Source organism: Enterococcus sp. DIV0970a, from assembly GCF_051711265.1.
In the GTDB taxonomy this organism is placed as follows: Bacteria; Bacillota; Bacilli; order Lactobacillales; family Enterococcaceae; genus Enterococcus_D; species Enterococcus_D casseliflavus.
The window spans coordinates 775115-799254 of record NZ_JBIOMF010000001.1 but is presented as its reverse complement, the minus strand read 5'-3'; the positions used below and the strand labels follow the sequence as shown (position 1 = coordinate 799254).

Below are 24140 nucleotides of genomic sequence, written 5' to 3'. Positions count from 1 at the left end.
AAAAAAATGAAAACACTTACTTTTACTGCATTCATTACAGTAAATCATAGGCACTGAATATATTGCGCCGTTTTTTTCATGTGTACTTTTTCGTTTAATCCAGATTATTTACATGTCCCTTGGTATTTTCATAGTATAGAGGATATTACTCAGTGGGAACAGAAAAAAAATACCAATGAACAAACGAACTGTCGTCTGTTTCATTGGTATTTTAACTTTTGATTCTCTAATAACGAGATACGCTTGAGCAAATCCTTTCCTTAACGCCCCAACACCTCCGCCACCGAATAAACGCCTGGGGCAAAGGTCTTGCCTGTTAGCTTCTTCGTCATGGCATTAAAGGTATAGTGCTCTTCTAAGACGACGACTTCATCGTATTGCTTTAATAGCGTGCGAAAATCTGTATCGGATAAGAGGAAATTCTCTCGGCCATCGACATTAGGTGAAAACAAGTAATATTTTCCGACATAGCCAACTAAGTAGCTATCTACTGCTTCTTTGTTAGTACTGACCACCAAATATTTTTTCTCGTTTAGGTCAAAGTGATCGCCAGTAACGGCTGAAACTTGTGCTGGAATCGAAGCAGCATATTCACGATTGGTATAACGCATGCCATTATTTTCAGAAAGGATCAGCAATGTCGCAAAAAACAACAGAATCAAGGTACTGTATTGATAGATTTTTTTCGTAGTCAAGCTGGCAAAACTACGATAGTTTCGCCGATCGATCGCTTGTTCATGATACAAATGATCAATGCCTCTGACCATGAAAAAGGTCATTAATCCAAGTGCTAAAATCACGATACTTGAGGCATAGCGATCGAACCCTGCCAAAGACAATGCTTCATCAGTGGGCATCGAGAACAAGAACATGGCATAGATTCCTAAATAATACCCACCAATGATACCATCGATCAACAGCAGTTCTTTGAAAAATGGATTGCGTTTTTTCATGATAAATCGGACAAATAGCCAACTGCCCAACAGGATGACCTGGATCAAGAGAATCCCTTGCGTGGAGATCGTCGCAACATCCGTGATGGTTTTGACAAAAACATCCGTAATCTGCTGCAGTATCTGAGAATCCTTTTCACCAAAAATCTGTTTATAAGCGGTCACGCTGACTTCATGCTTCGATTTAGGAAAATTCGCTTTGACATGCAGGTTCCAAAGAATCGCCGGCAGGACAGAGAGCCCAATGGCAGCTAATCCTACAATCATCATGCCCAGCCGTTGCCGCCAACGAACTGATGCCTGCCACAAGCAGACTAGTAAATAGCCACCTAAAATCAGCAGAAAAAAGACGGCGCTATTTTTGACCAAATCAAGAGAGGCGCCAATCAAAAGAAAGAAACCGATCGACGGTAGTACGTTGCCTTTTAAAGCGAATAAGCCAGCGATGCCAGCTAAAGTCAACACTGGCAGGATAAAGTCCACTAACAAATTATTCATTCGAATCGCAATATTAAAATAATTGAAAACCGCCATACTGGTGAAGATCAGGGCAAAAGCCAGCTTTCTTTTCGGATCACGAATAATCGCAAAGAAACTATACAGACTACAGAAAATCAAAATCAATTGACCAATCAGCAAGACATTCTCATGATAGCCAACAATGATCGCTGTATAAGTAACAAACAGCGAGCTGCCTAAAGGATAGGAAGTAAAACTGATGATGGCATCGGCTGCCGTTGGCAATTGTCCCTGCGTATAAAGGAATTTAACGATCGTCGCCCAATGGGAGAAGTTGTCATAGTGGGTCAAATGACTGTGAAGCAAGGTTAAAACGAACAAAGCAAAATAGCCGTAAAACCACAGCAGGATGGGCTCTTGCAAGCCCCAACGTACCTGATAGCGCTCCTGCCAAAAACGCCAAACGCATAATAGTAAGCCAAGACCAAATAAAACCCATGCCCCCCAGATCAACCATCCTTTTGGACCATATGCGACAAAGGAAAGAACGAGGATCGGCAAACAGCAAGCAGCGATCCAGCTGATGTGTTTGGGAAAATGGCAAACTCGTACAAAAAGATAGACATAGCCAGCTAATGATAAACCAAAAAGACTAAATCGCAGCAGGATCTCGATCATCATCTTCCTCCTTGTATATTAGAGTTAGGGTTTTAACCTTCCGGTTTTGATTGGATAACCCTATGAACCATCGTTATTTTAATTTGGTATTAACTCATTCATTTTGAGATAATATATTTATTGGATTGAGAGGCTATGCCGTTGCCTCCTTGAGTTTTGAAGCTCGTAATCGAAAGACTGGCACCTCTCTCTGATAAGTGGATTACGTATGAGTTAGATGTTGAAAGTTTTTGCTTTACTCCGTATCTCGTACAAGGTAGTGACGCTTTTCAGTTGAGCGGGTTTCAATCCAAAATATTTTTTTAGAAAGGTCAAATGTATGTACTTCTTAGGAATTGATATCGGCAAGCGAACTCACGTGGCTTCTTTAATGAGTGAAGAAGGTAAAGTGATCCTAAAAGGTTTTTCTTTCCCTAACACTACTGAAGGAGCTGATTCCCTGATTGAGCGGCTTTCAAAATATTCAGAGACTCCCGCTGACTTTATTGTCGGAATGGAAGCTACGGGTCATTATTGGCTCTCCATCTTTTCATACCTCCACGAATCAGACTTTTTGATTCACGTTGTGAATCCTCTTCAAACCGATGGCTGGCGCAAAGGAACAGAAATCAGAAAACGAAAAAATGATATTATTGATTCTGTTTTGATTGCTGACTTGATGCGTTATGGTTCCTTTGTAGAAACAGTATTGTCTGATGAAAATGTTTTTTCGTTAAAACAACTTTCACGTTACCGAACCTATTTAGTAGGTACCGCAAGCGACTTCAAACGAAAAATCATAGCTGTACTAGATCAAGTGTTTCCTGAATATGCATCAATTTTTTCTAAACAAGGTATTTTCGGAAAAGCGTCTAAAGAGTTATTGCTTGAGTTTAGTTCTCCTATAGAGCTAGAAGAAATTTCGGCAGAAACGTTGGCTCAATACTTAGCTGAGTTAAGCAGGAACCGAATAAAGCCAGAGAAAGCAGATCAATTGAAGCAAGCAGCTTCTAACTCCTTTGGAGTGAAATTTGCTCAAGAAGCTTTTACATTTCAATTACGCTCCATGATTGAACAATTGAAATTCATCGAAAGCCAAGTAAAAGAAACTGAAAAAGAAATTAAGCGCATAATGAGTAATTTAGACTCTGTTATTCTCACAATCCCTGGAATCGGCCCTATAAATGGCGCGACAATTCTTGGTGAAATTGGAGACATTCGCAAATTTTCTAATCCGAAAAAACTGGTTGCTTATGCTGGCATAGACGCGTCTGTGTCCCAATCTGGGCAATACGAAGCAACACATAATGTTATGAGCAAGCGTGGATCTCCATACTTACGAAAAGCCTTGTTTTCAGCTGCTCTAGTTGCTTCTCAATGTGATCCTGTTTTTCGCGCGTTTTATCAGAAAAAAATTTCTGAGGGAAAGCATCATCTGACGGCCTTAGGTGCTGTTTCTCGTAAGCTTTGTTATGTGATTCATGCTATTTTAACTAAAAATGAACCTTATAAGATTGTTTCCGATTAGCTATTGAACAATCAAAAAAATCTAATAGTGAAAGGTCTATTTGTTGTACTCATTTTTTGGACTTAACTGTTATAAAATATTTTTTTGATTTAGCTAATTTTCACTTGACTCTATATAGTTAGTCTTTCTAAAAAAAAGAACCCTTACTTGCTGATTCGACGGGACAATTCCAGAAACATTTCATTGGAAAAGCGGACAAAGCATCAAGTAAGAATCACTATTTATTATTGACAGTTTTTATCACTCTTGATTTAGAATAATTTACCAGAAATTATACATAGTTTCAATCTTTTTGTTGATATGCGAAGATTCTCAAGATAAATAAAAAAAGCAAAATGTATATTTTTTAAATAAATAACTTTATTTCTTTATTATTACTAACTTTTTGTGCATAAAGATTTAATTCTTTGTGAATTTGTGCAAATCATTTTTTCATTATTTTTTAACGTCTCAGGTAAGGTGCACACCCGATTTCGACCACTTTGTTTTGCGAGATAGAGTGCTTGATCGGCTCTTTCGACGGCTGCCAAGATATCGCCATGACAAACGGTGCTCGCTTCAACGCCGCAAGACAAAGACATCGTCCCTTTTTCAAAATTGGCGACAGGAAACATACTGCTGGAAATAGTTTGACACAGCGTCGTCATCGCAGCTACGGTCTTTTCTTTGACATCCCCTTCGATCACGACACAGAACTCTTCGCCGCCATAACGATAAAAGGAAAAGGTCTCGGCAAAATGCGCCTCTAAAAAAATAGTTGTCCGTGTGGCAAAGGTTCTCAACAGCTCATTTCCAGCGATATGACCATAACGGTCGTTGACCTTTTTGAAGTGATCGAGATCGATCATGGCGATCGTCACAGTCTTTTTCTGTGAAACGGCTTGAAGCAGATCGTGGTTATAGGTCCCATAGTTGAAGCAGCCGGTCAATGCATCGATCTTACTATTCGCCAACTCTGCCAGTACTTGTTACTCTTCGCCTTCAATCAACCGATGCAGCCACATAAAGCCGCCCAACAGCACAAAAGAACCAACAAGTACTGCCAACATCGCTTCCCAGTCATAGGTCGTCGTATGATGGACCAACATCGAAAAACGCGGTGAGATCAGACAGGTCAAAAAATACATCAAATAAAATTGCTGTTGCGGACGCAGCGGCTTGATTTTTGATAAGAGAAAATCAAGGACAAAGACGCCGACACCTAATAGCGGTAAATAAAAGGCTTTGCCAATGTCAGAAAAACCGACAAACAGTAAATAGAAAACGACCATACACGGCGTTATCAAAATCAAGATCTTGCCACGATCACCATAGAAAAAATGACTCGCAATAAAAGCAGTTGTGTATTGATAACAGATAAACCCAACTGAATTCATTGAAAAAGAAAGAATAAAATACAAATGCGTAAACGTCAGAATACCAATAATAAAATACTTAAATGGACGAGAAACCGATATTTTTTGCACACTTCGTACAAAAACATCTGCGGTCACCAGTAAACTGGCAATCATCAGCGGCAAACCAAACGCCAAGAGCACGCCTCGTTCTAACATTCCATCACAATCGCTCTCCTTTAGACCATAAATATCCTTGTTGTAAATGAACCCCCATCTCAAGCAGCTGCGCCATCTTATCGCGGGTCTCGATGCCTTCAACGATCAACTCAAGCTGATACTTTTTGGCGACCTTCAACCAACAGGTCAAGAAACTAAACCCGATCTCCTCATCGAGCTGAATAAACGGCAGTAGTGAAAATTTCAAACAATCCACATTTTCAAGATTGGCAAAGACCAATGAGAGGGTATTTTGGCCACAGCCGATGTCATCGACAGCGATCACATAGCCATAGGCTTTGATTTTTGCAAGGGCAGTAGACAAATCAAAAGAATCATGCTGACCTTTTACAGGATGCTCTGTTAATTCGATCTGCAACTGCTCTTTGTGGGCAGTCATCCCCTCAAAAAAAGTCCACGTTGACTGCCACAGCAGCTGTTGTGGATGAATATTGACACTAAAGCGGGTTTTCGGCTTTTTTTGGCACAACCGTTGCAGCTCCTGGGCATACCACCCCATCAACTGCTGATTGCCACTTTCAGATTGAATCATTGCGCTGAATTCTTGTTGCGGAAAGCGGTTGTTTTTCTCGCTGCGCAGCAAGACCTCATAGCCGTTCACCTCTTGCTGACTTAACGATTCTACCTGCATGATTGGTTGACATAACAGATAAAAATTGTCTGTGTTTTCCCAAATTGTTTCATTTCCCATCTTCGTTAAGCCCCCATCTAGTAAAGTTATCACTTCCGAAAATTGGTCATATTCGTATCATCGCTCGTTCATAGTCCTTAGAAAAAGAAGCTTCAAAGGAACTGACTTGCCTAAGTATACCAAATAGAGCCGCAGTTCCCCAACTATTTTAGATGATTGGGGAGAATTTTTTGTGAACGATTGGACAGAGATTGTAGCTTTCACCCATAGTTCCTCTTTCTTCTGACGGTTGGAATTCTGCGCTTTTCTTGTATCAAAAACGCTGTTTCTTGCTGACTTACACGTTGGTCGATTGGCGTTTTTGACAGCTTCTTCGGCTCATCCTCATAAAAAAGCCAGCTGAACAGGAATTGTTCAGCTGGCTTCCTTTTTCTGTTAATAAATTAAATAGTCAGAGGCACCGGCTTGCTTGATCTCGATCACCAGCTTATGAGGCAGGCAAATACTCGTCTGCCCATTGCGATAGATCCAGCTGGTTTTGACAGCAATCTGGTCGGGACTATTGTCTTCACGAACTCGGATCGCGCCATCTTTGATCTCGACGATATTGTACTGACCTTCTGCTGGATAGTAGGTTTTTTCCATCGCATCGATTTCTTCTAAGTTAAAACGGTCAACCTCTTCTCCATTGATCCGCACGATTGCATACCGATCGCCGGTATCACTTTGAGCTTGTGCTTCAAATAGAAAAAGCGGTAAAAAAGAGCCGACAACTAACAGAACAAACAGCAGATAATCATAGGGCTTTAAAAGTTTTAAAAATGGCTGGATCGTCTTTTTCATCACATGTACGCCTTTCACGGTTCATTCACTGTTCCTTTTTAGAAGGTAATCGCTCTTCAAAAAAAGCAGTTAGGTCGATGATCTCTTCCTCTGTGAAGGTTTCTTGCTCCCATTGGGCAAGGATTTGTTCTTGCAAAGCCAAATCCATTTCCCAAAAATGCTCGATCTTCTTGAAATGCTTTGAGTCAAAGGAACGAAACACGGGGTAGATCATCAAAAATTCTTCAAAGGTAAGATCCCAGTCCTCAGTATAATCTTTAACGACCCCTTCTGACAAGGCTTTTTCCGTCGGATCGCCGTTTTCTTTGATCAAACCTGCTTCGTAAAAATGGCGATAGATTGCCTCTTTGGTGATCTCTGGATGAAATTTTTTACTGTGACGATAGGCTTCTTCAATCAATGACGGATAGATGATCTCCATTTTCCCCCTGCTTTCTGGAAGGCGTCATAAGACGCCGTTAATTCTTTTCGATTGGGTGCTGCGCTTTATAGTCTGCTAATGATACATGGTGGCTGCGCTTGAAGGTTCCTGTTGTCCCATCAAACGAAATCGCTGGTGCTTTGACGCCATAGTGGGTCCGGCGCTTATTCTTTTTTGCTTTTGATGTTTTTCTTGCAGGTACTGCCATGTCATTTCCAACTTTCTTTCACTTTCTCATTATGCACGCAGCTGCAATGCATTTTTCCTTTTATTTCGCTTAAATTCATGAATGATCTTTAATGCGCGTTTCCTTGTTTTGATGTTCGGGCTCTTTAAACGTCGATACGCACTAGACAAGTCCGTTTTTTCCATATTGACTCCTTTCTGTTACCAGCTTGCTTTTGTAACGCCGGGAATTTCTCCGAGATGTGCATGCTTACGGAAATTGATCCGTGACATGCCGAATTTATTCATGTAGCCGCGCGGACGACCATCGATCATATCCCGTTTTTTCAAACGAGTCGGATTCGAATCCTTCGGTAGTTTGGCCAATGCTTGGGTATCTCCTTGTGCTTTTAGTTCTTGACGTACTGCTCGGTATTGTTCGATGAGTTGTACTTGTTTGTTGTATTTTGCAATTTTTGATTTTTTTGCCATTCAGTTATTTTCCTTCCTATTTCTTGATTTCACGAAAAATCGCTCTGCGCCGCAACTTTGGTGAATATTTTTTTAATTCTAAACGTTCCGGCGTATTGCGCTGGTTCTTATTGGTCAAATAAAGTCTTTCCCCTGTCTCCACACATGCCAAAATAATATTGTTTCTCATAATAACCAGCTCCTTTCTCTTGCGTCACACCAAAAGAACACTCAAAGTGTAACGATTACGTTTTGTATCATATCACACTAAAACACAGGAAGCAAGCAAAACTATTTCTTCTTTTTTTTATTTAACACGTGAAGAAAACGTCATATGAATTTGTTTTCAACCGTCGCTGTCATTGGTGGCAAGATAACAGAAACCTATAGCTTTTGATCCCGCAAAAAATCACCTGATTTTTAAGAAATCACTGGTTGGGCTTTTCAAGCAGCCCAAGTCGTGATTCTTTGTCAGGTGATTTCATTCGGTTAATTTACTGATTGGTTCTCATGTGATGCAAGCCATTCACTGATCGCCTGCAAGCGTTCTATCCGCAGGTTCGGCAAGCCATTGCGCGACAAACCATGAGAGGATTGAGGAAACAGCATCAGCTTCGTATCGACGCCTTGACGTTGCAATGCCATGTAAAACTGCTGTCCTTGTTCTTGCGGACATCGCAAATCATTTTCTCCATGGAGGACTAGCGTAGGTGTCTTGACTTGGCTGGCATAGGCCAAAGGCGACATCTTCCAAAGTCCTTCGGTCTCATCAAGTTCCCGCAACAATTGGAATTTGACAAAGGCAGGTCCAATGTCACTCGTCCCATAAAAGCTGATCCAATTTGAGATCGAGCGTTGCGTAACGGCCGCACAAAAACGATCGGTATGGCCAACGATCCAGTTGGTCATAAAGCCACCATAACTGCCGCCAGCCACATGGATGGTGTTCGTATCGATTTCTGGATGGTTTGCCACCACGGCATCCACCCCCAACAGCAAGTCTTGATAATCTTTATTGCCATAATCACCTAAAATCGATTTGACAAATGTTTGACCGTATCCTTGCCCGCCACGAGGGTTCACCAAGATGACCCCATAGCCATTAGCGGCATGGACTTGCATCTCATGGAAAAATGTTTCCCCATAGCAGACCTGCGGACCGCCATGAATGTACAAAATCGCTGGATGATTCTCCTTTGTTTCGGTCGGGGGCAAATACCAGCCTTGAATTTGCCAATCATCTGCTCCTTCGTACCAAAACGCTTCGGGTTTACTGATCGCTAACTGTGACATAACTGCTTGGTTGGGATCATAGAGATCGGTTACTTCACCACTTGTTAAGTCAATCAATGCTAAGCGACTAGGGATCGTTGGCGTCGCATAAGCAACAGCAAGTTTGGCTTCTGAATAGATCGCCGCATCGAGGATATCCATTTTTTCATCAAGTAGTTTGGTCCATTCTCCTTGGGTCGTGGCACGGTACAATTGTAGCTTGCCATGTTCTGTTACGGGTACAAGGAATGTGTCATCCGTCAACCAGGTGATCGCTACGCCACGATTTTTTTGTTGAAAATCACTGATGATCGCATTGCCAAAGGCAACATCTAACTCCTTGGAAAGATTTTTGACTGCTTTCGTTTTTAAGTCGATCAAAAACAAATCATCCAAGGTCACAAATCCGTAAGAGAGATCATTGCCTAATAGTAACAGCTGATCATTGCGCGCAGCAGCAAAAGTGTAGGTTCCTTCTGGCAGGATGTTTTCTAAACTTTCTGTCTTTTTCGTCTGGCTATCAAGGAGACAAACCTTCGAGCCATAGTCCCATTCATCTTCTTCCTCTTTGTCAAAGGTGAGGAACAACGTCTTCTGATCATCCGCGATGCCAGAAAAAACAAAGGGAGAATCATGCTCAAAAATCAGTTCCGTTTCTTGTGTCGCGATCGTTTTTTTGACGATCGAATGTTTTTTTTCTTTTAAAAATCCGACGCCATCCGCCAAATAATTGACTTTCGTAGTAGCTTTTACTTCTGGAAATTCCTTTTGCTTGTCCGTCTTTTCTGTGTCGTCTTGATTCTCTGAGACCGGCTCTTCTTGTGCCAGCTTATAATAGACCGCCGTTGCGTCTTGCTTCCAAAAATAGTCCCCCAGACCCTTCTCAGTGACAAGTGCTTGGGGCTTGCCTCCGGACACTGGCATCGTCCATAACGTACTTTCATCTTTCTTTGGATCGGTCGTCACAAAACTGAGCCTTTGATCATCTGGCGAGACCTTTAGGTTGTTGTGGGTCGTCGCTTCGGTGCCCCACTCACGCCGTTCGTTGGTCTTTGGGTCAATACTATAAATCGCTGAATCATACGTATTAGTCTCTTGGTTGACTGCCGTTTCCAAGTAAAAAACCTGATTTTGCCCCACTGCAGGCTGCGCAATCGTTTTCAGTTCAAACAGTGTCTCATTCGTTATTTTTTCCATCCGTTTCCCTCCAAAGATACGTGTTTTCGCAGTAACTATCTACTAGTATATCAAAAGAAACGAATTTTTCTGCTTTTTTCCCGCCTTTTTTTAATAGTGAAATCTTCGCAGATTCGCTACTTCTTCAAAACCAGCCGACGTCCCTGTCTGCCGCAAGATCTCCTGCCCATTTTCTAAAAGGGTCAAGGCAATTTCCGTACTGGCGCTTTCGCGAATGATCCGATTCATTTGCCCAATAGAAGGTGCTAACAACGAATGGCCTTCTTTCGTCAACACTTCGATCGTCAGCAGCCACTGTTTTTGTTTGAGCTGGATCACTAAACGGTCTTCCGTACGTTTGACATCATGAATCTTTGCACCATGATAAGTAGCAAAACGATATTCTTGGCTGCCGACTTGCAGAACACAAATCGTTCCCAAAAAAGCAAAACCAGCAAAGGGAATGTCGGCTGCGGAGAAAAAGAACCGTATATCTGGTGCATCAAAACTGTTGCACTGAACCCAGATATAAGCTGCTGGAAAGGAGGTACCCCAGTCTTTTTCCAAATAACCGATCCCGTTCGTAAAATCGATTGGTTCTTCGTTCCAGTACAGCGTACCTTCTAAGGTATGACTCATGCTCAAGACACCGTGGTAGCACTCCATAAATGACAGGTACGAAAAAGGCCCCATGATACTCGGCGCATAACGTGTCCGCTGAATCGGTTTGTGGTCGTTATATTTTACTGCTCCTTGTACTTGGAGATCGTTATTTTTTAAAGAAACTTGAATGCCTGCTTCACTAAAGATATTGTCACCAATCGTTACTTTTCGCTCCTCTTCTGAAACCTGAAAATCAGTTTCTGGAAAGGAGAAGTAATGCGCGCCCTCATGATTGATCACTTGAATGAACACTTCTTTGGTACCGTCTTCTTGAATCGAAAGACCTGGAATAAAAGCATAGACTTCTTCACCGATTTGGTGCTTATGGTACCAGCCTTCAAAAAAAGCGGTCTGCTTATTGTGGCCGTGAAAGAACCGATCTGTTGTCAACATCTTGATTTCCCTCCGTTTCTTTTTTAAGTGTAGCATGAAGCAGAAAGATTCCTCAGGATAATGCCTTTGTCCATGTAAAAAAGCCAGAAACAAGCAACACACTTGTTTCTGGCTTTGCTTATTGCTTTTTCATCACTCGACGGGTCCACCAGAGAAAAATAAGAAACCCTACAACGAGCAGTGTCAAAAGTCCGCCGGTCATCCACGATGGATCCCCAATGTGATAAAATGCCATGGCTTTTTGCAGGCAACCAAGCAACACAAATACCCCCAGTAGAAAAACGATCGGATAAAAAGCTTTTTCTTTGCGTGATACAACAAAAACGATCGCCGCTACCAGCAAACTGCCAACCAATACTACATCAAAAGGAAATGCGATCGTCAGGAGCCACCAGTTTTGGGTCAGCAGATTGATCAACAGTGAAAGACCAATCCAGCCACTCACAACGAGCCAAAGGGAGCCGAAACGAATCACCTTGCTTGTGCCCTTCTTTTGATAGATGGTTTTGCTGATGATCGCAAAAATCCCGATGACCGCTACCACAGTTACCAATCCTGTTAAAAGATAATCCAGCAGGTTAAGAACCAGTGGTCCTTGATTTGTAAAATCAGCTATAAACTTGATCCCCCAACTGATACCAACCGCTAAATATGCCAATTTGAGACGCTCTTTGAAATTGCTCTTTGGCGTGTTTGCCAACAGTTCATCTGCCACCCCTTTCGGATCATTACCAAAATAGTGTTGCGCCTCTTCTCCATGAGTTTGTGCTTCTAATAAATCCATTGCAATCGCGTATACCTGCTCTGTGACTTTATGCTCATCGTAAAAAAGGCTGGAAAGTAAGAGGTAGCTTCGAAAATCATCAAAAAATTGGCGATTTTTCTCATTGAATTGTTGCTCGATCAGATTGGTTTGCTCTCGCCAATAGGTCGTCTCTTGTTTATTTGCCATGTTTCCTCACTCCTTAAATAATCCTTCGACTTTCTTCATTAGGTTCGTCCATTGTTCTCTAAATTGTGCCAAATAGTCTATGCCTTTCGGGGTGATCGAGAAGTACTTGCGATCAGGTCCTTCAGGTGATTTTTTCATCTCAGAGGTAATAAGTTCTTGTTTTTCCAACTTCTGCAGCAAAGGATAGATCGTGCCGCCAACGATCGTTTCAAAGCCTCTTTGCTTCAGTTCCTGTACCAGTTCATAACCATAAATCTCTTTTTGAGCAATCACTTGCAAAACACACCCTTCCAAAACCCCTTTTAGCAATTGCGTCTCTTTCACGATTTCCCTCCTTTGGTTCCCTTTATCTAGTTTGTTATACAAACTAGTGTTGTACCTAGTATACGTGTTTGACACTAGTTTGTAAAGCATACTAGTAGAATAAAAAAATCTCCTAAGAAGATTTTTCTTCTAGGAGATTTTTTTATTAGATGAATCAACGCTTCACCCCGCGTTGATAGGAATCATTGTAAGCTTGAAAGGACTTATCGTGAAGTTTCGCCGATGCATCTGCCAACCAGTTGACATTTCTGATCAATGCGCGGCCTTGTAACACCAAATCCACTTGATTGGTTTGCAAAAGATATTCGCAAAGATCAGGATTATCCAATAAACCGACTGCTGCTACGGGAATATCGACCACTTGCTTGATAGCTGCAGCAAAGGGCACTTGATAGCCATCATAGATCGGAATATTAGGCTTTTTATCCACCACACCGCCTGTGGAACAGTCAAGACAATCAATGCCATCTGCTTGAAGCCATTGGGCCACTTGCTGCCAATCTTCCAACGAATTTTGGCGTCCTGGTTCTTCATAGTCTGTCAGTGACAAGCGCATCCACAAGGACCCAGAAAAGACTGCCCGAACTGCTTGTACCGTTTCTTTTACAAAGCGATAGCGATTCTCTAAGGAACCACCATACTGGTCGGTGCGTTGATTGACGAGAGGCGAAAGAAATTGATCCATCAAGTAGCCATGAGCCCCATGAAGTTCGATCATCGTGACACCCGTATTGGCTGCTCGTTGGGCAGCCTGAACAAAACTATCTTGCACCCGTTTGATCTCCGACAGGGTCATTTCTGACGGTAATGGGTAGCGCTCGTTAAAGGCAACGGCACTTGGTGCCAAAGGATTGGTGGCATCAACTGCTTTTCGTCCTGCATGGCTTAGTTGGATGCCTACTTGCGCATCGAACCCATGCAGCAGTTCCACCAATTTCGTCAGCTCTGTTTGCTGCTCTTCATTCCATAACCCTAGATCATTGTTTGTGATTCGTCCGTCTGGTTCAACGGCAGTCGCTTCAATAATGATCAAGCCGACTTTGCTTAATGCTCGTGCCCCGTAGTGAACAAAATGAAAAGGCTCCGCAACACCGTCTTCTTTTTTTACTTCATACATACACATCGGCGACATAACGACGCGGTTGGCCAATGCTAAATTCGCTAGCTTCACTGGTGACAATAATTTGGACATGCTGACACTCCCTCAACGATTTTTCGCTTTGTATTTTTCTCTATATTCAGTATAAACAGCCCCTTCAAAAACACAAGCAATGACCCTTTTTCTCATTTTTAAAACAAAAAAATAGACGCATTCTGCTTGCTCCCATGACATTGGAACAATCAGCTGCCTCTTCCCACTATTATTATACCGCATCCAGAGTCAAAAAAATAGACTAGTATTTTTGGTGGATGCTCGTATAATTGAGATACTTTGGAGAATGGATGTGAGTCTGAATGAACGACCTAAAGGCTGAAAAGAAGCATCTCGCAGACACGTACCAGCAATTGCTGACACGAAAGACAATGCTGAGCACCTTCTTGACTGAAGGCAGAAAAAAAGATCGCCTTGCGATGCAAAGCATCGGCGAAGAGATTCGCTTAAACTTTGATAATTTTGCTGACCGTTTAGATACTTTTGCTGCCATCGAAAGTAAGAACCGTGAGATCGACCAAATGAACGCCGCTCTTCAATCTGCTGAACTTGAATTAGCTGCCATCGACCGTCTACTGGATAGTCCCTACTTTGGTAAAATCTCCCTACAGTTTGAAGATGAGGAAACAATAGAAGATTTTTACATTGGGATCAATGGTTTTGTTAATGAAAATAAGGAAGGGCTGATCTATGATTGGCGCTCCCCAATTGCCGAATTGTTCTATGCAAAACGCTTGGGCCCGGTCTCTTATCAAGTGAACAATCAGACGATTTCTGTCGCTCTTGAACATCGCCGACAATTTATTATCGAAAAAGATCAATTGAAGCAAGCCTTTGATACCTCAGTCGCGATTCAAGATGAAGTGTTACTGGCAGCCCTTGAGGCCAATAATAGCCAAAAAATGCAAGATATCACTGCTTCGATCCAACACGAACAAAACGTCATCATCCGTGACTTAGCGCATAAAAACCTACTGGTCAACGGTGTTGCTGGAAGCGGAAAAACGTCTGCTGTCATGCAGCGAATCGCCTTTTTGCTGTACCATTTTCGTGAAGAGATGACCGTAGAGAATGTCTTGATCCTCTCCCCGAACTCTCGGTTTATTGATTATATTTCGCAAGTGCTGCCTTCCCTCGGTGAAAAAAATCCATTGACGTTGACCATGCGCCAGTTTTGCCAAGCATTTCCTAGTGTTGACTTAGAATCGGAAGAGGCGTATTTTGACCGCATCCAGCAAACACCCAGTGAAGCAATCGACCTTTTGCGCAGTGCGGACTTCAGTCGCTTTCTTCAATCCTTGAGCAAACAGCTGCCAGAAGAACTTGTGCTTCAGTTTAAACCAATCAAAAGAAAAAACGTCGTCCTTTTTTCTGAAGAAACGATCGACACTTTCTTCCAAGAGACACCGAAACAGGCATCCTTGCGCGATCGCATCCAAGCAGTCAAAAAGAAATTGGCTTACGCTTGGGAGGATCGACTGCAAAAAAATGCCTTAGCAGCAAATGTTCACGATCAAGTTCGTTCTTTGACTGAAGACAAACAGCGCTCCCTATTAGGGACAGTTTTAAAGGATGATTCAGAAAAAACGATTCAGAAAGCAGCCATTCGCCTCCTGAAGAAAAAATACGCAAAAGTTTCCAAACAAATCAACGACCTTACTTGGTTTGATACGAAACGATTGTTAGCAGACAGTGCCGACTATTTTACTCATGGACAGATCACTTTGACGCAAACAACAGATAGTTTGGATTATACCGTTTGTCTATTGCTGATTCGTCATTTGCTCGCCGAAAAACAACCTGTCCCTGCGTTACGCTATCTGTTTATCGATGAAGTCCAAGATTATACGCCAGCACAAATTCAGTTTCTATTATGTCTTTTTCCTATGGCCGCTTTTACCCTCGTGGGGGATCAGCAACAGGCGATCTTTACAAGTGCCATCACCGTATCAGAAATCCAAACGTTATTTCAACAACAGGCGAAATTCCTCGAAACGTATCAGCTGACTACGAGTTATCGTTCTAGCGGTGCAATCACGCGGTTATTTGCCCAAATGCTACCAAAAAAAACCAATTTAAAGATCTCTGCCGTTCGACCAGAAGGAAAGTTGCCACAGTTTTATGCCAATCTGCCTGACGTTGCGTTAGTAGACATAGTAAAGGAACTTAAGCAACCAGTAACGATCATCACCAAAGATAGTCGTTCCAGTGAGGAGCTCAAACAGTTCTTCGATAAACAGGCCGTGTCATTTCATGGAACGGTTTTACCGATTCATCTTGCCAAAGGATTGGAATTTAAGCAGGTCCTCCTATATGATGTCTCAGAAGAAAATTATCATACCGATCAAGACCGGCGAATTCTCTACACGGCGATTTCTCGTGCAATGGAAGAACTGGTGGTAACTTCAAAAGGAACCTTTTCGCCGTTTCTCCCTCCTTGCTAGTAGAACGAAAAACGGCTCTATAATTTATGGGACTGATGAATCAGAATTGATTCTTCAGCCCCATTTTCATTTTAGGTATTAAAAAACATATCGTTCTCTAGTATGATTAAATCACCACAAAATAAACAACTGAGAGGACGATATGCTATATGAATGATTCTATCAAAAAAATGCTGAGAATAATAGAGAAAGATTTGATGATTACAGAGGTCTCTTACGAGACCCTTCAGAAGAAAAAGACGTTGGTCGTCGATGCTGTTCTCTCGCCTACTCCTCGTGCTTGTAGAAGTTGTGGTTCTACTGTGGTAGATGGAAACGGGAAAGCAATTATAGTGAAAAATGGGAAGAAGGAAACGATTGTCCGTTTTGAACAATACAATCATATGCCTTTGGTTATGCGCCTAAAAAAGCAGCGCTATACCTGTAAAAACTGCCGAACCCATTGGACTGCTCAAAGTTATTTTGTCCAACCCAGACATTCAATCGCAAATCATGTTAGATATAAAATTGCTTCTTTACTGACTGAAAAAGTATCTTTATCTTTTATTGCGAAAAGCTGTCAGGTATCTTTGACCACCGTTATTCGTACATTAAAAGAGTTTAAAAGCTATTTGCCAAAGCAGTCTAAGAAGATTCTCCCCAGAGTATTGATGGTTGATGAATTTCGTTCGCACACTTCCATAGAAGATAAGATGAGCTTTATTTGTGCAGATGGCGAAACAGGAAAATTAATAGATGTTTTGCCTACGCGTAAATTACCCCGATTAACAAGCTATTTCTTAGGTTGTACCAATCCAGAAGAAGTAGAATTCTTGGTTACAGACATGAACGCTGCCTACTTCCAGCTCACCAAACGTGTTCTGCCAAATGCGAAAATAGTGATTGATCGGTTTCATATTGTCAATCACATGAATCAAGCGTTCAATGAGTTGCGTATCCGTGAAATGAATGAACTTCGTAAAGCAGGACAGAAAAGCCAGGCAGAAAAACTGAAAAAGAACTGGCGCTTTTTGCTAAAAAATCGTGCAAGCATCAACCATTATGAGTACAAAACATGGAAAAGTTTCCGAGCACCAAAATACCCATTTCTCACTGAAGCAATGATGATTGATCGATTGCTTGAGTTTTCTGCGCCCCTAAAGGAGGCGTATCCCTTTTTTCATGAATTAGTCGAAGCCTTTCGAGACAAAGACCCTGACTTATTTTTCTCCTTATTGGCAGAACTTCCCGAAACGTTAGATGACGGCTTTCGGGAGAAGCTTCAAAACCTTCTGACCTATGAAGAAGGTATCACCAACGCAATGATCTATCCTTATTCCAATGGAAAAATTGAAGCGAAGAATACCCACATAAAGACAATGAAACGAGTATCCTACGGATTTAAATCATTCGAGAACATGAGAATTAGAATCTTTTTGATCAATCAATTAATCAATGTAAGATAACAAAAAATCTGAGCCAGAATGTGGTTCATTCTGACCCAGATTTGATTTTGCACAACTCATCAGTCCTTATTGACAAAGAGCCCGAAAAACCTCCTATTTTCTATAGAATCTTGATAAGATTTGAGAGAACCCTGTCTTGCCTCTCTGAGTAGTTCTCTTATCTGACTGATTTAGAAAGCTATCGATCAAATAAAAAAGCATCAACGCGATTGCGTTGATGCTTTGCTTTTGAATTGATTAGCGATGGATGTAAGTATATCCAGATGCGCTCATTGTTGCAGTGTTTGGTCCACCAGGACTGTCAAAGCCCATTCCGCCTTGAGAGATTGTGATGGTATTGTTTGATGGGTTGTATGATTCAACATAGGCTACGTGTCCATAAGTTGGATCAGCAGTCCATTCGCCACCAACTGATTGACCAGCGGCAAAGACTACAACGGCACCGGCTGCTGGTGTACCATTGACAGTGTATCCATCAGCTGCAGCTGACGCACCCCATTGTGCACCATTACCCCAGTAAGTACCTACCCAAGGAGCGCGGTTTTTCACGTACCAAGTACATTGACCCCAAGCATACATGTTACCTGAGCTTGAATGATCTTTTCCACCGCCAGTAGAAATACTTCCTGTAGAATTATTGTTTGATGAAGAGTTTGAATCTGAGTTACTTGAGCTTGAATTGCTTGAACCAGTGTTTGAAGAGCCTGCGTTCGATGAACTTGAGCTGTTAGAACTGCTGGTATTGCTTGAGCTTGTGTTGCTTGAAGAACTACTTGTTGCTGTTTCAGTAGAAGCTGTTGTATTCTCTGTCGTGCTTTCAGTTGATTGAGCAGCAGCTTCTTGTTGTGCTTCTTTCAAAGCAGCAGCTTGTCTTTCTTCTTCTGCTTTTTGAGCAGCAGCAGCTTCTTGTTGTTCTTTCAAGATACGTGCTTTTTCAGCTTCCGCTTCTTGTTTTTTCTTATTCAATGCATCTTTGTCTTTTTCAGCAGTCGCTTGTTCTGCTGCTAAGTTTGCTTTCAAGACATTTAAGTCAGCTTGTTTTGCTGCGATGGCATCTCTTTGTTGGCTAAGTTCTGCTTGGTTCGCAGCAACTTCTTGGATCTTGCTTTCGTTTTCTTTGACTTTGTCTTCAACATCTTGTTTGTCTTGTTTTTGTTGTTCAACTAAATCATTGTTTGCATTGACGATCGTTGTCATCGCTTGTACGCGACCGATAACATCCGTTAAAGAATCTGCTTCTAAAACAGCATCAATGAAATTGGTGCTTTGACCGTTAACTTGTACATCACGGGCTTGCTTTTGGATTGCTTCTTCACGTTTGGCAATACGCAATTTCAATGTTGCGATTTTGTCTTGCAATTTCTCAGCTTCTTGACCTAACTCAACTTGTTTCGCTTCTAATGAAGCAACTTTTGCACTCACTGTTTCAATTTCTGCTTCTAGAGAATCGATTTGTGATTGGGCGTCAGCTTGCTGACCTTTAAGAGAATTGATTTTTTGGTCTTGCTGCTCGATTTGATCATCAATGGAATCTGCAAATGCTAATGCAGGTGCTGCAACTGCTGTTAATGTTAGTGAACACACCATTAATGCTGATAACAAACTATTCTTCACTCGTTTTTCCTCCGACTAGCTGGTTGATTTGACAGATGAACTGCCTTTATAAAAACTTAATTTTGTCTAAGAAAGTTTAATGTTCGATTTAACGACAAATGAATTCTACCATAATGATATGACACACAGATAAAGGAAATGTTACAAAAATGTTTCAATCTAACACTCCCTTTATCTCAACGATAAATAACATGACAATTAAAGACCGTTAAATCAACGTTTCTGAATAAATTACCGCATTTTCTTTTCATTTTCATCATCTAAAATAAATTCAATTCATGTTATCTTTATCAAAATTAAGGCTAATTATTCAAGGATTATAACTTGATCACGATTATTTTATTAAGAAAAACTATGAAAACAAGAAATCATTCAAAAAAAGACCATTTATGTGACAAGATCCCTATTCCTTTCTATAATAAATAAAACAAGCGAGGAGGGAATCGCGATTCGTACACACAAAAAATGGTTTTGGCCATTGGCACTACTTACACTTTTTGTCACCTGTTTCCTGTTATTCTTTCAATTTCGTAAGGTGCATGAAGCCGATACTCCATTGCAACAGGCGAGCAACAGTGAGTTTTGGCTCTTAAGTGATATTCATTTTCTTTCCTCCACGCTCCATGATAACGGCGCAGCCTTTCAGACCTTCACAAAGGGAGCTGCTGGCAAAGAGATGACGTATCAAGAACAATCGATCGAGGCCTTCACCGCTCAAGCCTTAAAAGAGAAACCCACGGGAATTATTTTGACCGGTGATATGACGCTCAATGGCGAGAAAGCAAGTGCTCAAGAGTTGGCAAGATTGCTTGAACCATTGCAAGAAGCTGACATTATGGTTTTAGCATTACCTGGCAACCACGAGATTTACAATGGTTGGGCGCGAGCATTTAAAGGTGAAAAGGAATACTACGCAGATCAAATCAGTCCTGAGGATTTTCAAACGATTTTTGCTGAAGGTTACGAAAAAGCCAACAGTATCGACAAGTCTTCCCTTAGCTACAGCATTCAGTTAAACGACAAGTATCGTCTCTTTTTGCTCGATTCATGTATCTACGATTCTGAGGTTAATTGGGATGATCCTACTACGAATGGTGAGTTGAAACCGGCTACTCTAACTTGGTTGGAGGAGCAATTAACCCTGACGAAAGAAGCGGAGCAAGTACCACTGGTCTTTTTGCACCATAACTTGTTCGGTCATAATGAACTCTTACAAGACGGTTATGTTCTTGACAACGCCTCTGAGACTGTCGCTTTGTTGGAACGCTTCAACGTGCCAGCCGTTTTCTCTGGTCATATCCACATTCAAGACATTAACGAAGGGAATGATTCGCTTTATGAAGCAGTCACTGGGTCTTATTCAACGGCAGAATTAGGCTACGGCGTCCTTTCTCTTTCTGACAAGGAAATCAACTACGAAGCACGCCAGATTGATCTCGATGCTTGGGCGGCTGAAACGAAGCAAACTGATGAACAGTTGCTGAACTATCAAAACTACCAGAAAAGTATTTTTGAAAAAGACACCGACCAACTGGTCCGTGACCAATTGTCCGCAGTGTCTGAACTGTCAGATGCCCAGATGACAAAACTTTGTACGTTTGTCACGAAGCTGAACACTGCCCTTTTTACTGGCAATGATACTTACTCAGCCGAAGAAAAAGCTGCTATCAAAGACTCCAAGGAGTATCAGTGGTTAGCGACCTATTCTTACTTTTTGAAGCAATATGTCGATTCAATGCTGGACGATCAAACCGATGATCGCAAGCTGACGATCCCCCTCACAGCAGAATAAAGCCAAAAAGTGTCTTCTTCCTTTCTTTTAGGAAAAAGACACTTTTTCTTTTCTAATGAACGATAGCCCTCTCGTTTGGGTAAACGAGAAGGCTATCTGACGAGTCAATATTTATTCTTTGAAAGTGCAGCATACTATTACTACTATTATTTATTTCTCATTTAAACGATACAATCCCTAACCTCTATTGTATCCTTGTAACTCTGAAGTTACGCCAGGTTTGAATAAATTTCTTCAAAACAAGTAACGTGTGGTACAAAAATATTTGTCGCTTATCAATAACTATACCACGCAACTAGGCGCCGACGGAAGTAAACTAACTTATTCTTAATCATTACTTAAAACAAAAGGTATTGTTTTCAAACAGTGTTGCTCCTTTAAGAATTTTACGTGAAGCGATTAACCTTCCTGTCATGCATATCTGCTAACCATTCCTATAAGGGAATTCCTTTTATTCAATAGGCAAGTCGTGCTGTTTTAAGAAAGATAATTTATCCCAGTAGCCTCTTTGAAATAAAATTTTATCATTTACTATTTGAAAAAAACCGCAACCTCTCAAACCTAAGGGGTCACGCCACTCTAAAATTGCCCATTGTCCATCTTCGAAAATGTTCTCAACGATACAAACCATTTTTGCGTTAGAAAAATCTTGCTCAAACATCTGCTTGATCGCTTGTTTCCCAACAACTGGCTCATTAGCAACCTGGTGGTTTATTGCATTCTCATCATATAATTCTGAAATACATTCTACATCTGCCTGATTAAACGCATCAACCCATTGGCAAAGTATTTCTTTTGGCTTCATATAAATCTCCCTCGAAATGTAATCATCTTTGTTCCCATCTCCAATAAAAAAAGCAGCTAATTTGTACCAATATATTCTACTTTTACAATTCATTCAAGACAATATCGATGAAACGAATAAGAAATATCGATCTTTCACATCGATTACTCTTGTATAAGTACGGGGTACCATATATTGAATCGTAGCATGTTTCGCTTTAATGGTAGCAACGCCACTAAACCTATTCAACCACTTTATTAATTTATTGAATACGGTATACAGCCCCTCTTTCTTTTTATACGCTTATCATCGAATGAGAAATCATAGGTAAGTAAACCGCAACGCTTAGGGCTAGTTGAATAGTGAAATCAAAGATGTACTATTTACCATGTCAGGTCCTCAAAACCTGCAACTATTCTCTTGTAGCAGATCATCAAAACCCTATCCATTTCAATAATTATGTAAATTAAAGCAAAAAAAAGCGAGAACCCAATGGATTCTCGCTTGTTAACGTCAATTAACCTTTAACGATGTTTGTTGCTTGTAAGCCACGTTGGCCTTCTTCAACGTCGAAAGTCACTGCTTGACCTTCTTCTAAAGTTTTGAAGCCGTCGCCTTGGATAGCTGAGAAGTGAGCAAATACATCATTGCCGTCTTCACCTGTAATAAATCCAAAACCTTTATCTGCATTAAACCATTTTACTGTACCGTTATTCATAAACGTATACCTCCATATTACACATCGACTGTGTTTATTTGTTTGTAATAGAAAATGATGTGTAATTGAAGTGTGTATCAATAGAAAAGATAAACAAGTATTAACATATCAGAACTTTACCTATTCATCATAGCATGGTTAAAATAAAATAGCAAATAAAGTTGGCTTTTTTTCTTGATAAAAAGGTAAATTGTTAAGAAACCTTATGATTAAACCTAGCAATTGCTTTATCTGGAAGAATCAAAAATCAAAGAGTTGCGCCGTTTGAAGCAATTACTTTTTTGTACCAATCAAATGACGCTTTCTTGATGCGTTTCTTTGTGCCATTGCCTTCATCGTCTTGGTCAACATAGATAAAGCCATAACGTTTCGACATTTGTGAGGTTGAGGCACTAATGATATCGATACAGCCCCATGCCGTATAGCCAAAGACCTCGACGCCATCATGCAATGCTTCATTGATTTGTTCAATATGCTGACGCAGATAGTCGATTCGATAAAAATCATCGATGGTGCCATCTTCGTTTACGACATCTTCTGCTCCCAAACCGTTTTCGGCAATAAACAAAGGTTTTTGGTAGCGGTCATAGAGTTGATTCAATGCTGTTCGCAACCCTTTGGGATCGATCTGCCAGCCCCATTTACTGCTTGGCAAATAGGGATTTTTAATCCCACCAGTGATCAGATTCCCGACAGCACTTTCCAATCGTTCTGGATGTGCGCTGACTGCACTGGACATATAGTAACTAAATGAAACAAAATCAACCGGGTTTTCTCGGATGACTTCTAAGTCTCCTGGTTCGATCACCAATTCCACTCCTTTTTCTTCAAACATGCGGTTGGCATATGCTGGATAATAGCCTCTTGCCTGCACATCACTGAAAAAGAGTGAGGTTCGTTGACTTTCAACTGTTTTTTGGACATCGTCTGGATCACAGCTGTACGGCGTTAATAATTGATAGCTGATCATGCAGCCGACCTTGGCATTGGGAATCAATCGATGGCAATAGTCAGTCACGATTGCGCTGGCGACAAATTGATGGTGCGCCCCTTGGTACTTGTCTTGTTCAATATTAGGATGACCTTCTTCAATGATCCCGACACTAACATATGGATGGTGTTTGACACAATTGATTTCATTAAAAGTCACCCAGTATTTGACTTTCTTTTGGTATCGCTCAATCACCGTCTTGGCAAAACGGACATAAAAGTCGATCACTTGCCGGTTTGGCCATCCTCCATACTCAGTCACTAAATACAAAGGCATCTCATAATGGGATAGTGATACCACTGGTTCGATCCCATACTTCAAACACTCATCAAAGACTGCGTCGTAAAATGCCAATCCAGCTTCGTTTGGCTTTACCTCATCCCCCTTTGGAAAGATCCGTGTCCAGGCAATTGACATCCGATAGGCTTTGAAGCCCATCTCAGCAAATAAACGAATATCTTCTTTAAAGTGATGATAAAAATCGATTCCCTGTCTTTTCGGATAGTATTTCGTGCTGTTTGGATCCTGTGCTTCTGCAACTTGCTGATGAGTCATCATATGCCATTGGTCAGTCCATCGTTCTTTCGGCATTGAGGAATCGAATAGATAGACATCAGAAACCGACAAGCCTTTTCCATCGATTCCAGAACCTCCTTCAACTTGGTTGGCAGCCGTTGCTCCTCCCCAGAGGAAATCTTTTGGAAAATAACTTTTCAT

The 24140-nt window shown here is 41.2% G+C and carries 23 protein-coding genes; 4 read left to right on the top strand and 19 right to left on the bottom strand.

Annotated elements, in window-relative coordinates:
- Positions 1 to 260 precede the first annotated feature (260 nt).
- Positions 261 to 2090, bottom strand: coding sequence for a lantibiotic ABC transporter permease (locus IGK14_RS03760; protein WP_081116836.1), 1830 nt, complete (start codon positions 2088 to 2090; stop codon positions 261 to 263).
- A gap of 319 nt (positions 2091 to 2409) precedes the next feature.
- On the opposite strand from IGK14_RS03760, the gene IGK14_RS03755 reads away from it, so the two are divergent.
- Positions 2410 to 3597 (top strand): IS110 family transposase, encoded by a 1188-nt coding sequence (locus tag IGK14_RS03755; RefSeq protein ID WP_010748508.1) that lies wholly within the window; start codon positions 2410 to 2412, stop codon positions 3595 to 3597.
- 377 nt (positions 3598 to 3974) lie between these two features.
- Here IGK14_RS03755 and IGK14_RS03750 read toward each other — a convergent pair whose 3' ends face one another.
- From IGK14_RS03750 to IGK14_RS03685, 14 genes are all read right to left on the bottom strand, one after another.
- Positions 3975 to 4550: a GGDEF domain-containing protein gene (locus IGK14_RS03750; protein ID WP_438711610.1), complete on the bottom strand. Its 576-nt coding sequence runs from the start codon at positions 4548 to 4550 to the stop codon at positions 3975 to 3977.
- 15 nt (positions 4551 to 4565) lie between these two features.
- Complete coding sequence (locus tag IGK14_RS03745) at positions 4566 to 5150, bottom strand: hypothetical protein (protein ID WP_241508391.1); 585 nt, start codon at positions 5148 to 5150, stop codon at positions 4566 to 4568.
- Positions 5151 to 5154: 4 nt separating this feature from the next.
- Positions 5155 to 5862: an EAL domain-containing protein gene (locus tag IGK14_RS03740; RefSeq protein WP_074932405.1), complete on the bottom strand. Its 708-nt coding sequence runs from the start codon at positions 5860 to 5862 to the stop codon at positions 5155 to 5157.
- A 375-nt stretch (positions 5863 to 6237) separates the two neighbouring features.
- Entirely contained in the window at positions 6238 to 6645 is a 408-nt protein-coding gene (locus IGK14_RS03735; RefSeq protein WP_005237322.1) for a NusG domain II-containing protein, read from the bottom strand.
- Between the two features lie 25 nt (positions 6646 to 6670).
- The gene (locus IGK14_RS03730) at positions 6671 to 7066 is read right to left on the bottom strand and encodes a hypothetical protein (protein ID WP_005225342.1); all 396 of its coding nucleotides are present in this window, start codon (positions 7064 to 7066) and stop codon (positions 6671 to 6673) included.
- Between the two features lie 37 nt (positions 7067 to 7103).
- Positions 7104 to 7274: a 50S ribosomal protein L32 gene (gene rpmF / locus IGK14_RS03725; protein WP_060792875.1), complete on the bottom strand. Its 171-nt coding sequence runs from the start codon at positions 7272 to 7274 to the stop codon at positions 7104 to 7106.
- Between the two features lie 29 nt (positions 7275 to 7303).
- Positions 7304 to 7438 carry a putative metal homeostasis protein gene (locus tag IGK14_RS03720; protein WP_005237325.1) on the bottom strand — a complete coding sequence of 45 codons (135 nt, stop codon included), beginning with the start codon at positions 7436 to 7438 and terminating at the stop codon, positions 7304 to 7306.
- Between the two features lie 15 nt (positions 7439 to 7453).
- Positions 7454 to 7723 carry a 30S ribosomal protein S14 gene (rpsN, locus tag IGK14_RS03715; protein ID WP_005225340.1) on the bottom strand — a complete coding sequence of 90 codons (270 nt, stop codon included), beginning with the start codon at positions 7721 to 7723 and terminating at the stop codon, positions 7454 to 7456.
- A gap of 16 nt (positions 7724 to 7739) precedes the next feature.
- Positions 7740 to 7892: a 50S ribosomal protein L33 gene (rpmG, locus tag IGK14_RS03710; RefSeq protein ID WP_005225339.1), complete on the bottom strand. Its 153-nt coding sequence runs from the start codon at positions 7890 to 7892 to the stop codon at positions 7740 to 7742.
- 299 nt (positions 7893 to 8191) lie between these two features.
- Positions 8192 to 10171, bottom strand: coding sequence for a S9 family peptidase (locus IGK14_RS03705; RefSeq protein ID WP_060792876.1), 1980 nt, complete (start codon positions 10169 to 10171; stop codon positions 8192 to 8194).
- Positions 10172 to 10261: 90 nt separating this feature from the next.
- Positions 10262 to 11206 (bottom strand): tocopherol cyclase family protein, encoded by a 945-nt coding sequence (locus tag IGK14_RS03700; protein ID WP_081117322.1) that lies wholly within the window; start codon positions 11204 to 11206, stop codon positions 10262 to 10264.
- A gap of 118 nt (positions 11207 to 11324) precedes the next feature.
- Complete coding sequence (locus IGK14_RS03695; RefSeq protein WP_060792878.1) at positions 11325 to 12158, bottom strand: hypothetical protein; 834 nt, start codon at positions 12156 to 12158, stop codon at positions 11325 to 11327.
- 6 nt (positions 12159 to 12164) lie between these two features.
- Positions 12165 to 12482, bottom strand: coding sequence for a PadR family transcriptional regulator (locus IGK14_RS03690; RefSeq protein WP_008377296.1), 318 nt, complete (start codon positions 12480 to 12482; stop codon positions 12165 to 12167).
- A 154-nt stretch (positions 12483 to 12636) separates the two neighbouring features.
- Positions 12637 to 13674, bottom strand: coding sequence for an NADH:flavin oxidoreductase/NADH oxidase (locus IGK14_RS03685; protein ID WP_081117323.1), 1038 nt, complete (start codon positions 13672 to 13674; stop codon positions 12637 to 12639).
- A 263-nt stretch (positions 13675 to 13937) separates the two neighbouring features.
- Between IGK14_RS03685 and IGK14_RS03680 the strand changes: the two genes are divergently transcribed.
- On the top strand, positions 13938 to 16079 hold the full coding sequence (locus IGK14_RS03680) for a HelD family protein (protein WP_081117324.1): 2142 nt from the start codon (positions 13938 to 13940) through the stop codon (positions 16077 to 16079).
- Positions 16080 to 16228: 149 nt separating this feature from the next.
- Complete coding sequence (locus tag IGK14_RS03675; protein WP_249850485.1) at positions 16229 to 17524, top strand: ISL3-like element ISEfa11 family transposase; 1296 nt, start codon at positions 16229 to 16231, stop codon at positions 17522 to 17524.
- Positions 17525 to 17761: 237 nt separating this feature from the next.
- Here IGK14_RS03675 and IGK14_RS03670 read toward each other — a convergent pair whose 3' ends face one another.
- Positions 17762 to 19138 carry a CHAP domain-containing protein gene (locus IGK14_RS03670; protein WP_060792881.1) on the bottom strand — a complete coding sequence of 459 codons (1377 nt, stop codon included), beginning with the start codon at positions 19136 to 19138 and terminating at the stop codon, positions 17762 to 17764.
- A 391-nt stretch (positions 19139 to 19529) separates the two neighbouring features.
- Between IGK14_RS03670 and IGK14_RS03665 the strand changes: the two genes are divergently transcribed.
- Positions 19530 to 20930 (top strand): metallophosphoesterase, encoded by a 1401-nt coding sequence (locus tag IGK14_RS03665; protein WP_060792882.1) that lies wholly within the window; start codon positions 19530 to 19532, stop codon positions 20928 to 20930.
- 451 nt (positions 20931 to 21381) lie between these two features.
- Here the strand turns inward: IGK14_RS03665 and IGK14_RS03660 are convergent, their stop codons facing one another.
- From IGK14_RS03660 to IGK14_RS03650, 3 genes are all read right to left on the bottom strand, one after another.
- Positions 21382 to 21735: a nuclear transport factor 2 family protein gene (locus tag IGK14_RS03660; protein ID WP_060792883.1), complete on the bottom strand. Its 354-nt coding sequence runs from the start codon at positions 21733 to 21735 to the stop codon at positions 21382 to 21384.
- 496 nt (positions 21736 to 22231) lie between these two features.
- Complete coding sequence (locus tag IGK14_RS03655; protein ID WP_005225331.1) at positions 22232 to 22432, bottom strand: cold-shock protein; 201 nt, start codon at positions 22430 to 22432, stop codon at positions 22232 to 22234.
- Positions 22433 to 22679: 247 nt separating this feature from the next.
- Positions 22680 to 24140 (bottom strand): glycoside hydrolase family 1 protein, encoded by a 1461-nt coding sequence (locus IGK14_RS03650; RefSeq protein WP_081117307.1) that lies wholly within the window; start codon positions 24138 to 24140, stop codon positions 22680 to 22682.

Coding starts and splice junctions, on each gene's coding strand:
- IGK14_RS03760 (WP_081116836.1), bottom strand. CDS start 2,090: ATGATCGAGATCCTGCTGCGATTTAGTCTTTTTGGTTTATCATTAGCT.
- IGK14_RS03755 (WP_010748508.1), top strand. CDS start 2,410: ATGTACTTCTTAGGAATTGATATCGGCAAGCGAACTCACGTGGCTTCT.
- IGK14_RS03745 (WP_241508391.1), bottom strand. CDS start 5,150: ATGTTAGAACGAGGCGTGCTCTTGGCGTTTGGTTTGCCGCTGATGATT.
- IGK14_RS03740 (WP_074932405.1), bottom strand. CDS start 5,862: ATGGGAAATGAAACAATTTGGGAAAACACAGACAATTTTTATCTGTTA.
- IGK14_RS03735 (WP_005237322.1), bottom strand. CDS start 6,645: ATGAAAAAGACGATCCAGCCATTTTTAAAACTTTTAAAGCCCTATGAT.
- IGK14_RS03730 (WP_005225342.1), bottom strand. CDS start 7,066: ATGGAGATCATCTATCCGTCATTGATTGAAGAAGCCTATCGTCACAGT.
- rpmF (WP_060792875.1), bottom strand. CDS start 7,274: ATGGCAGTACCTGCAAGAAAAACATCAAAAGCAAAAAAGAATAAGCGC.
- IGK14_RS03720 (WP_005237325.1), bottom strand. CDS start 7,438: ATGGAAAAAACGGACTTGTCTAGTGCGTATCGACGTTTAAAGAGCCCG.
- rpsN (WP_005225340.1), bottom strand. CDS start 7,723: ATGGCAAAAAAATCAAAAATTGCAAAATACAACAAACAAGTACAACTC.
- rpmG (WP_005225339.1), bottom strand. CDS start 7,892: ATGAGAAACAATATTATTTTGGCATGTGTGGAGACAGGGGAAAGACTT.
- IGK14_RS03705 (WP_060792876.1), bottom strand. CDS start 10,171: ATGGAAAAAATAACGAATGAGACACTGTTTGAACTGAAAACGATTGCG.
- IGK14_RS03700 (WP_081117322.1), bottom strand. CDS start 11,206: ATGTTGACAACAGATCGGTTCTTTCACGGCCACAATAAGCAGACCGCT.
- IGK14_RS03695 (WP_060792878.1), bottom strand. CDS start 12,158: ATGGCAAATAAACAAGAGACGACCTATTGGCGAGAGCAAACCAATCTG.
- IGK14_RS03685 (WP_081117323.1), bottom strand. CDS start 13,674: ATGTCCAAATTATTGTCACCAGTGAAGCTAGCGAATTTAGCATTGGCC.
- IGK14_RS03680 (WP_081117324.1), top strand. CDS start 13,938: ATGAACGACCTAAAGGCTGAAAAGAAGCATCTCGCAGACACGTACCAG.
- IGK14_RS03675 (WP_249850485.1), top strand. CDS start 16,229: ATGAATGATTCTATCAAAAAAATGCTGAGAATAATAGAGAAAGATTTG.
- IGK14_RS03660 (WP_060792883.1), bottom strand. CDS start 21,735: ATGAAGCCAAAAGAAATACTTTGCCAATGGGTTGATGCGTTTAATCAG.
- IGK14_RS03655 (WP_005225331.1), bottom strand. CDS start 22,432: ATGAATAACGGTACAGTAAAATGGTTTAATGCAGATAAAGGTTTTGGA.
- IGK14_RS03650 (WP_081117307.1), bottom strand. CDS start 24,140: ATGAAAAGTTATTTTCCAAAAGATTTCCTCTGGGGAGGAGCAACGGCT.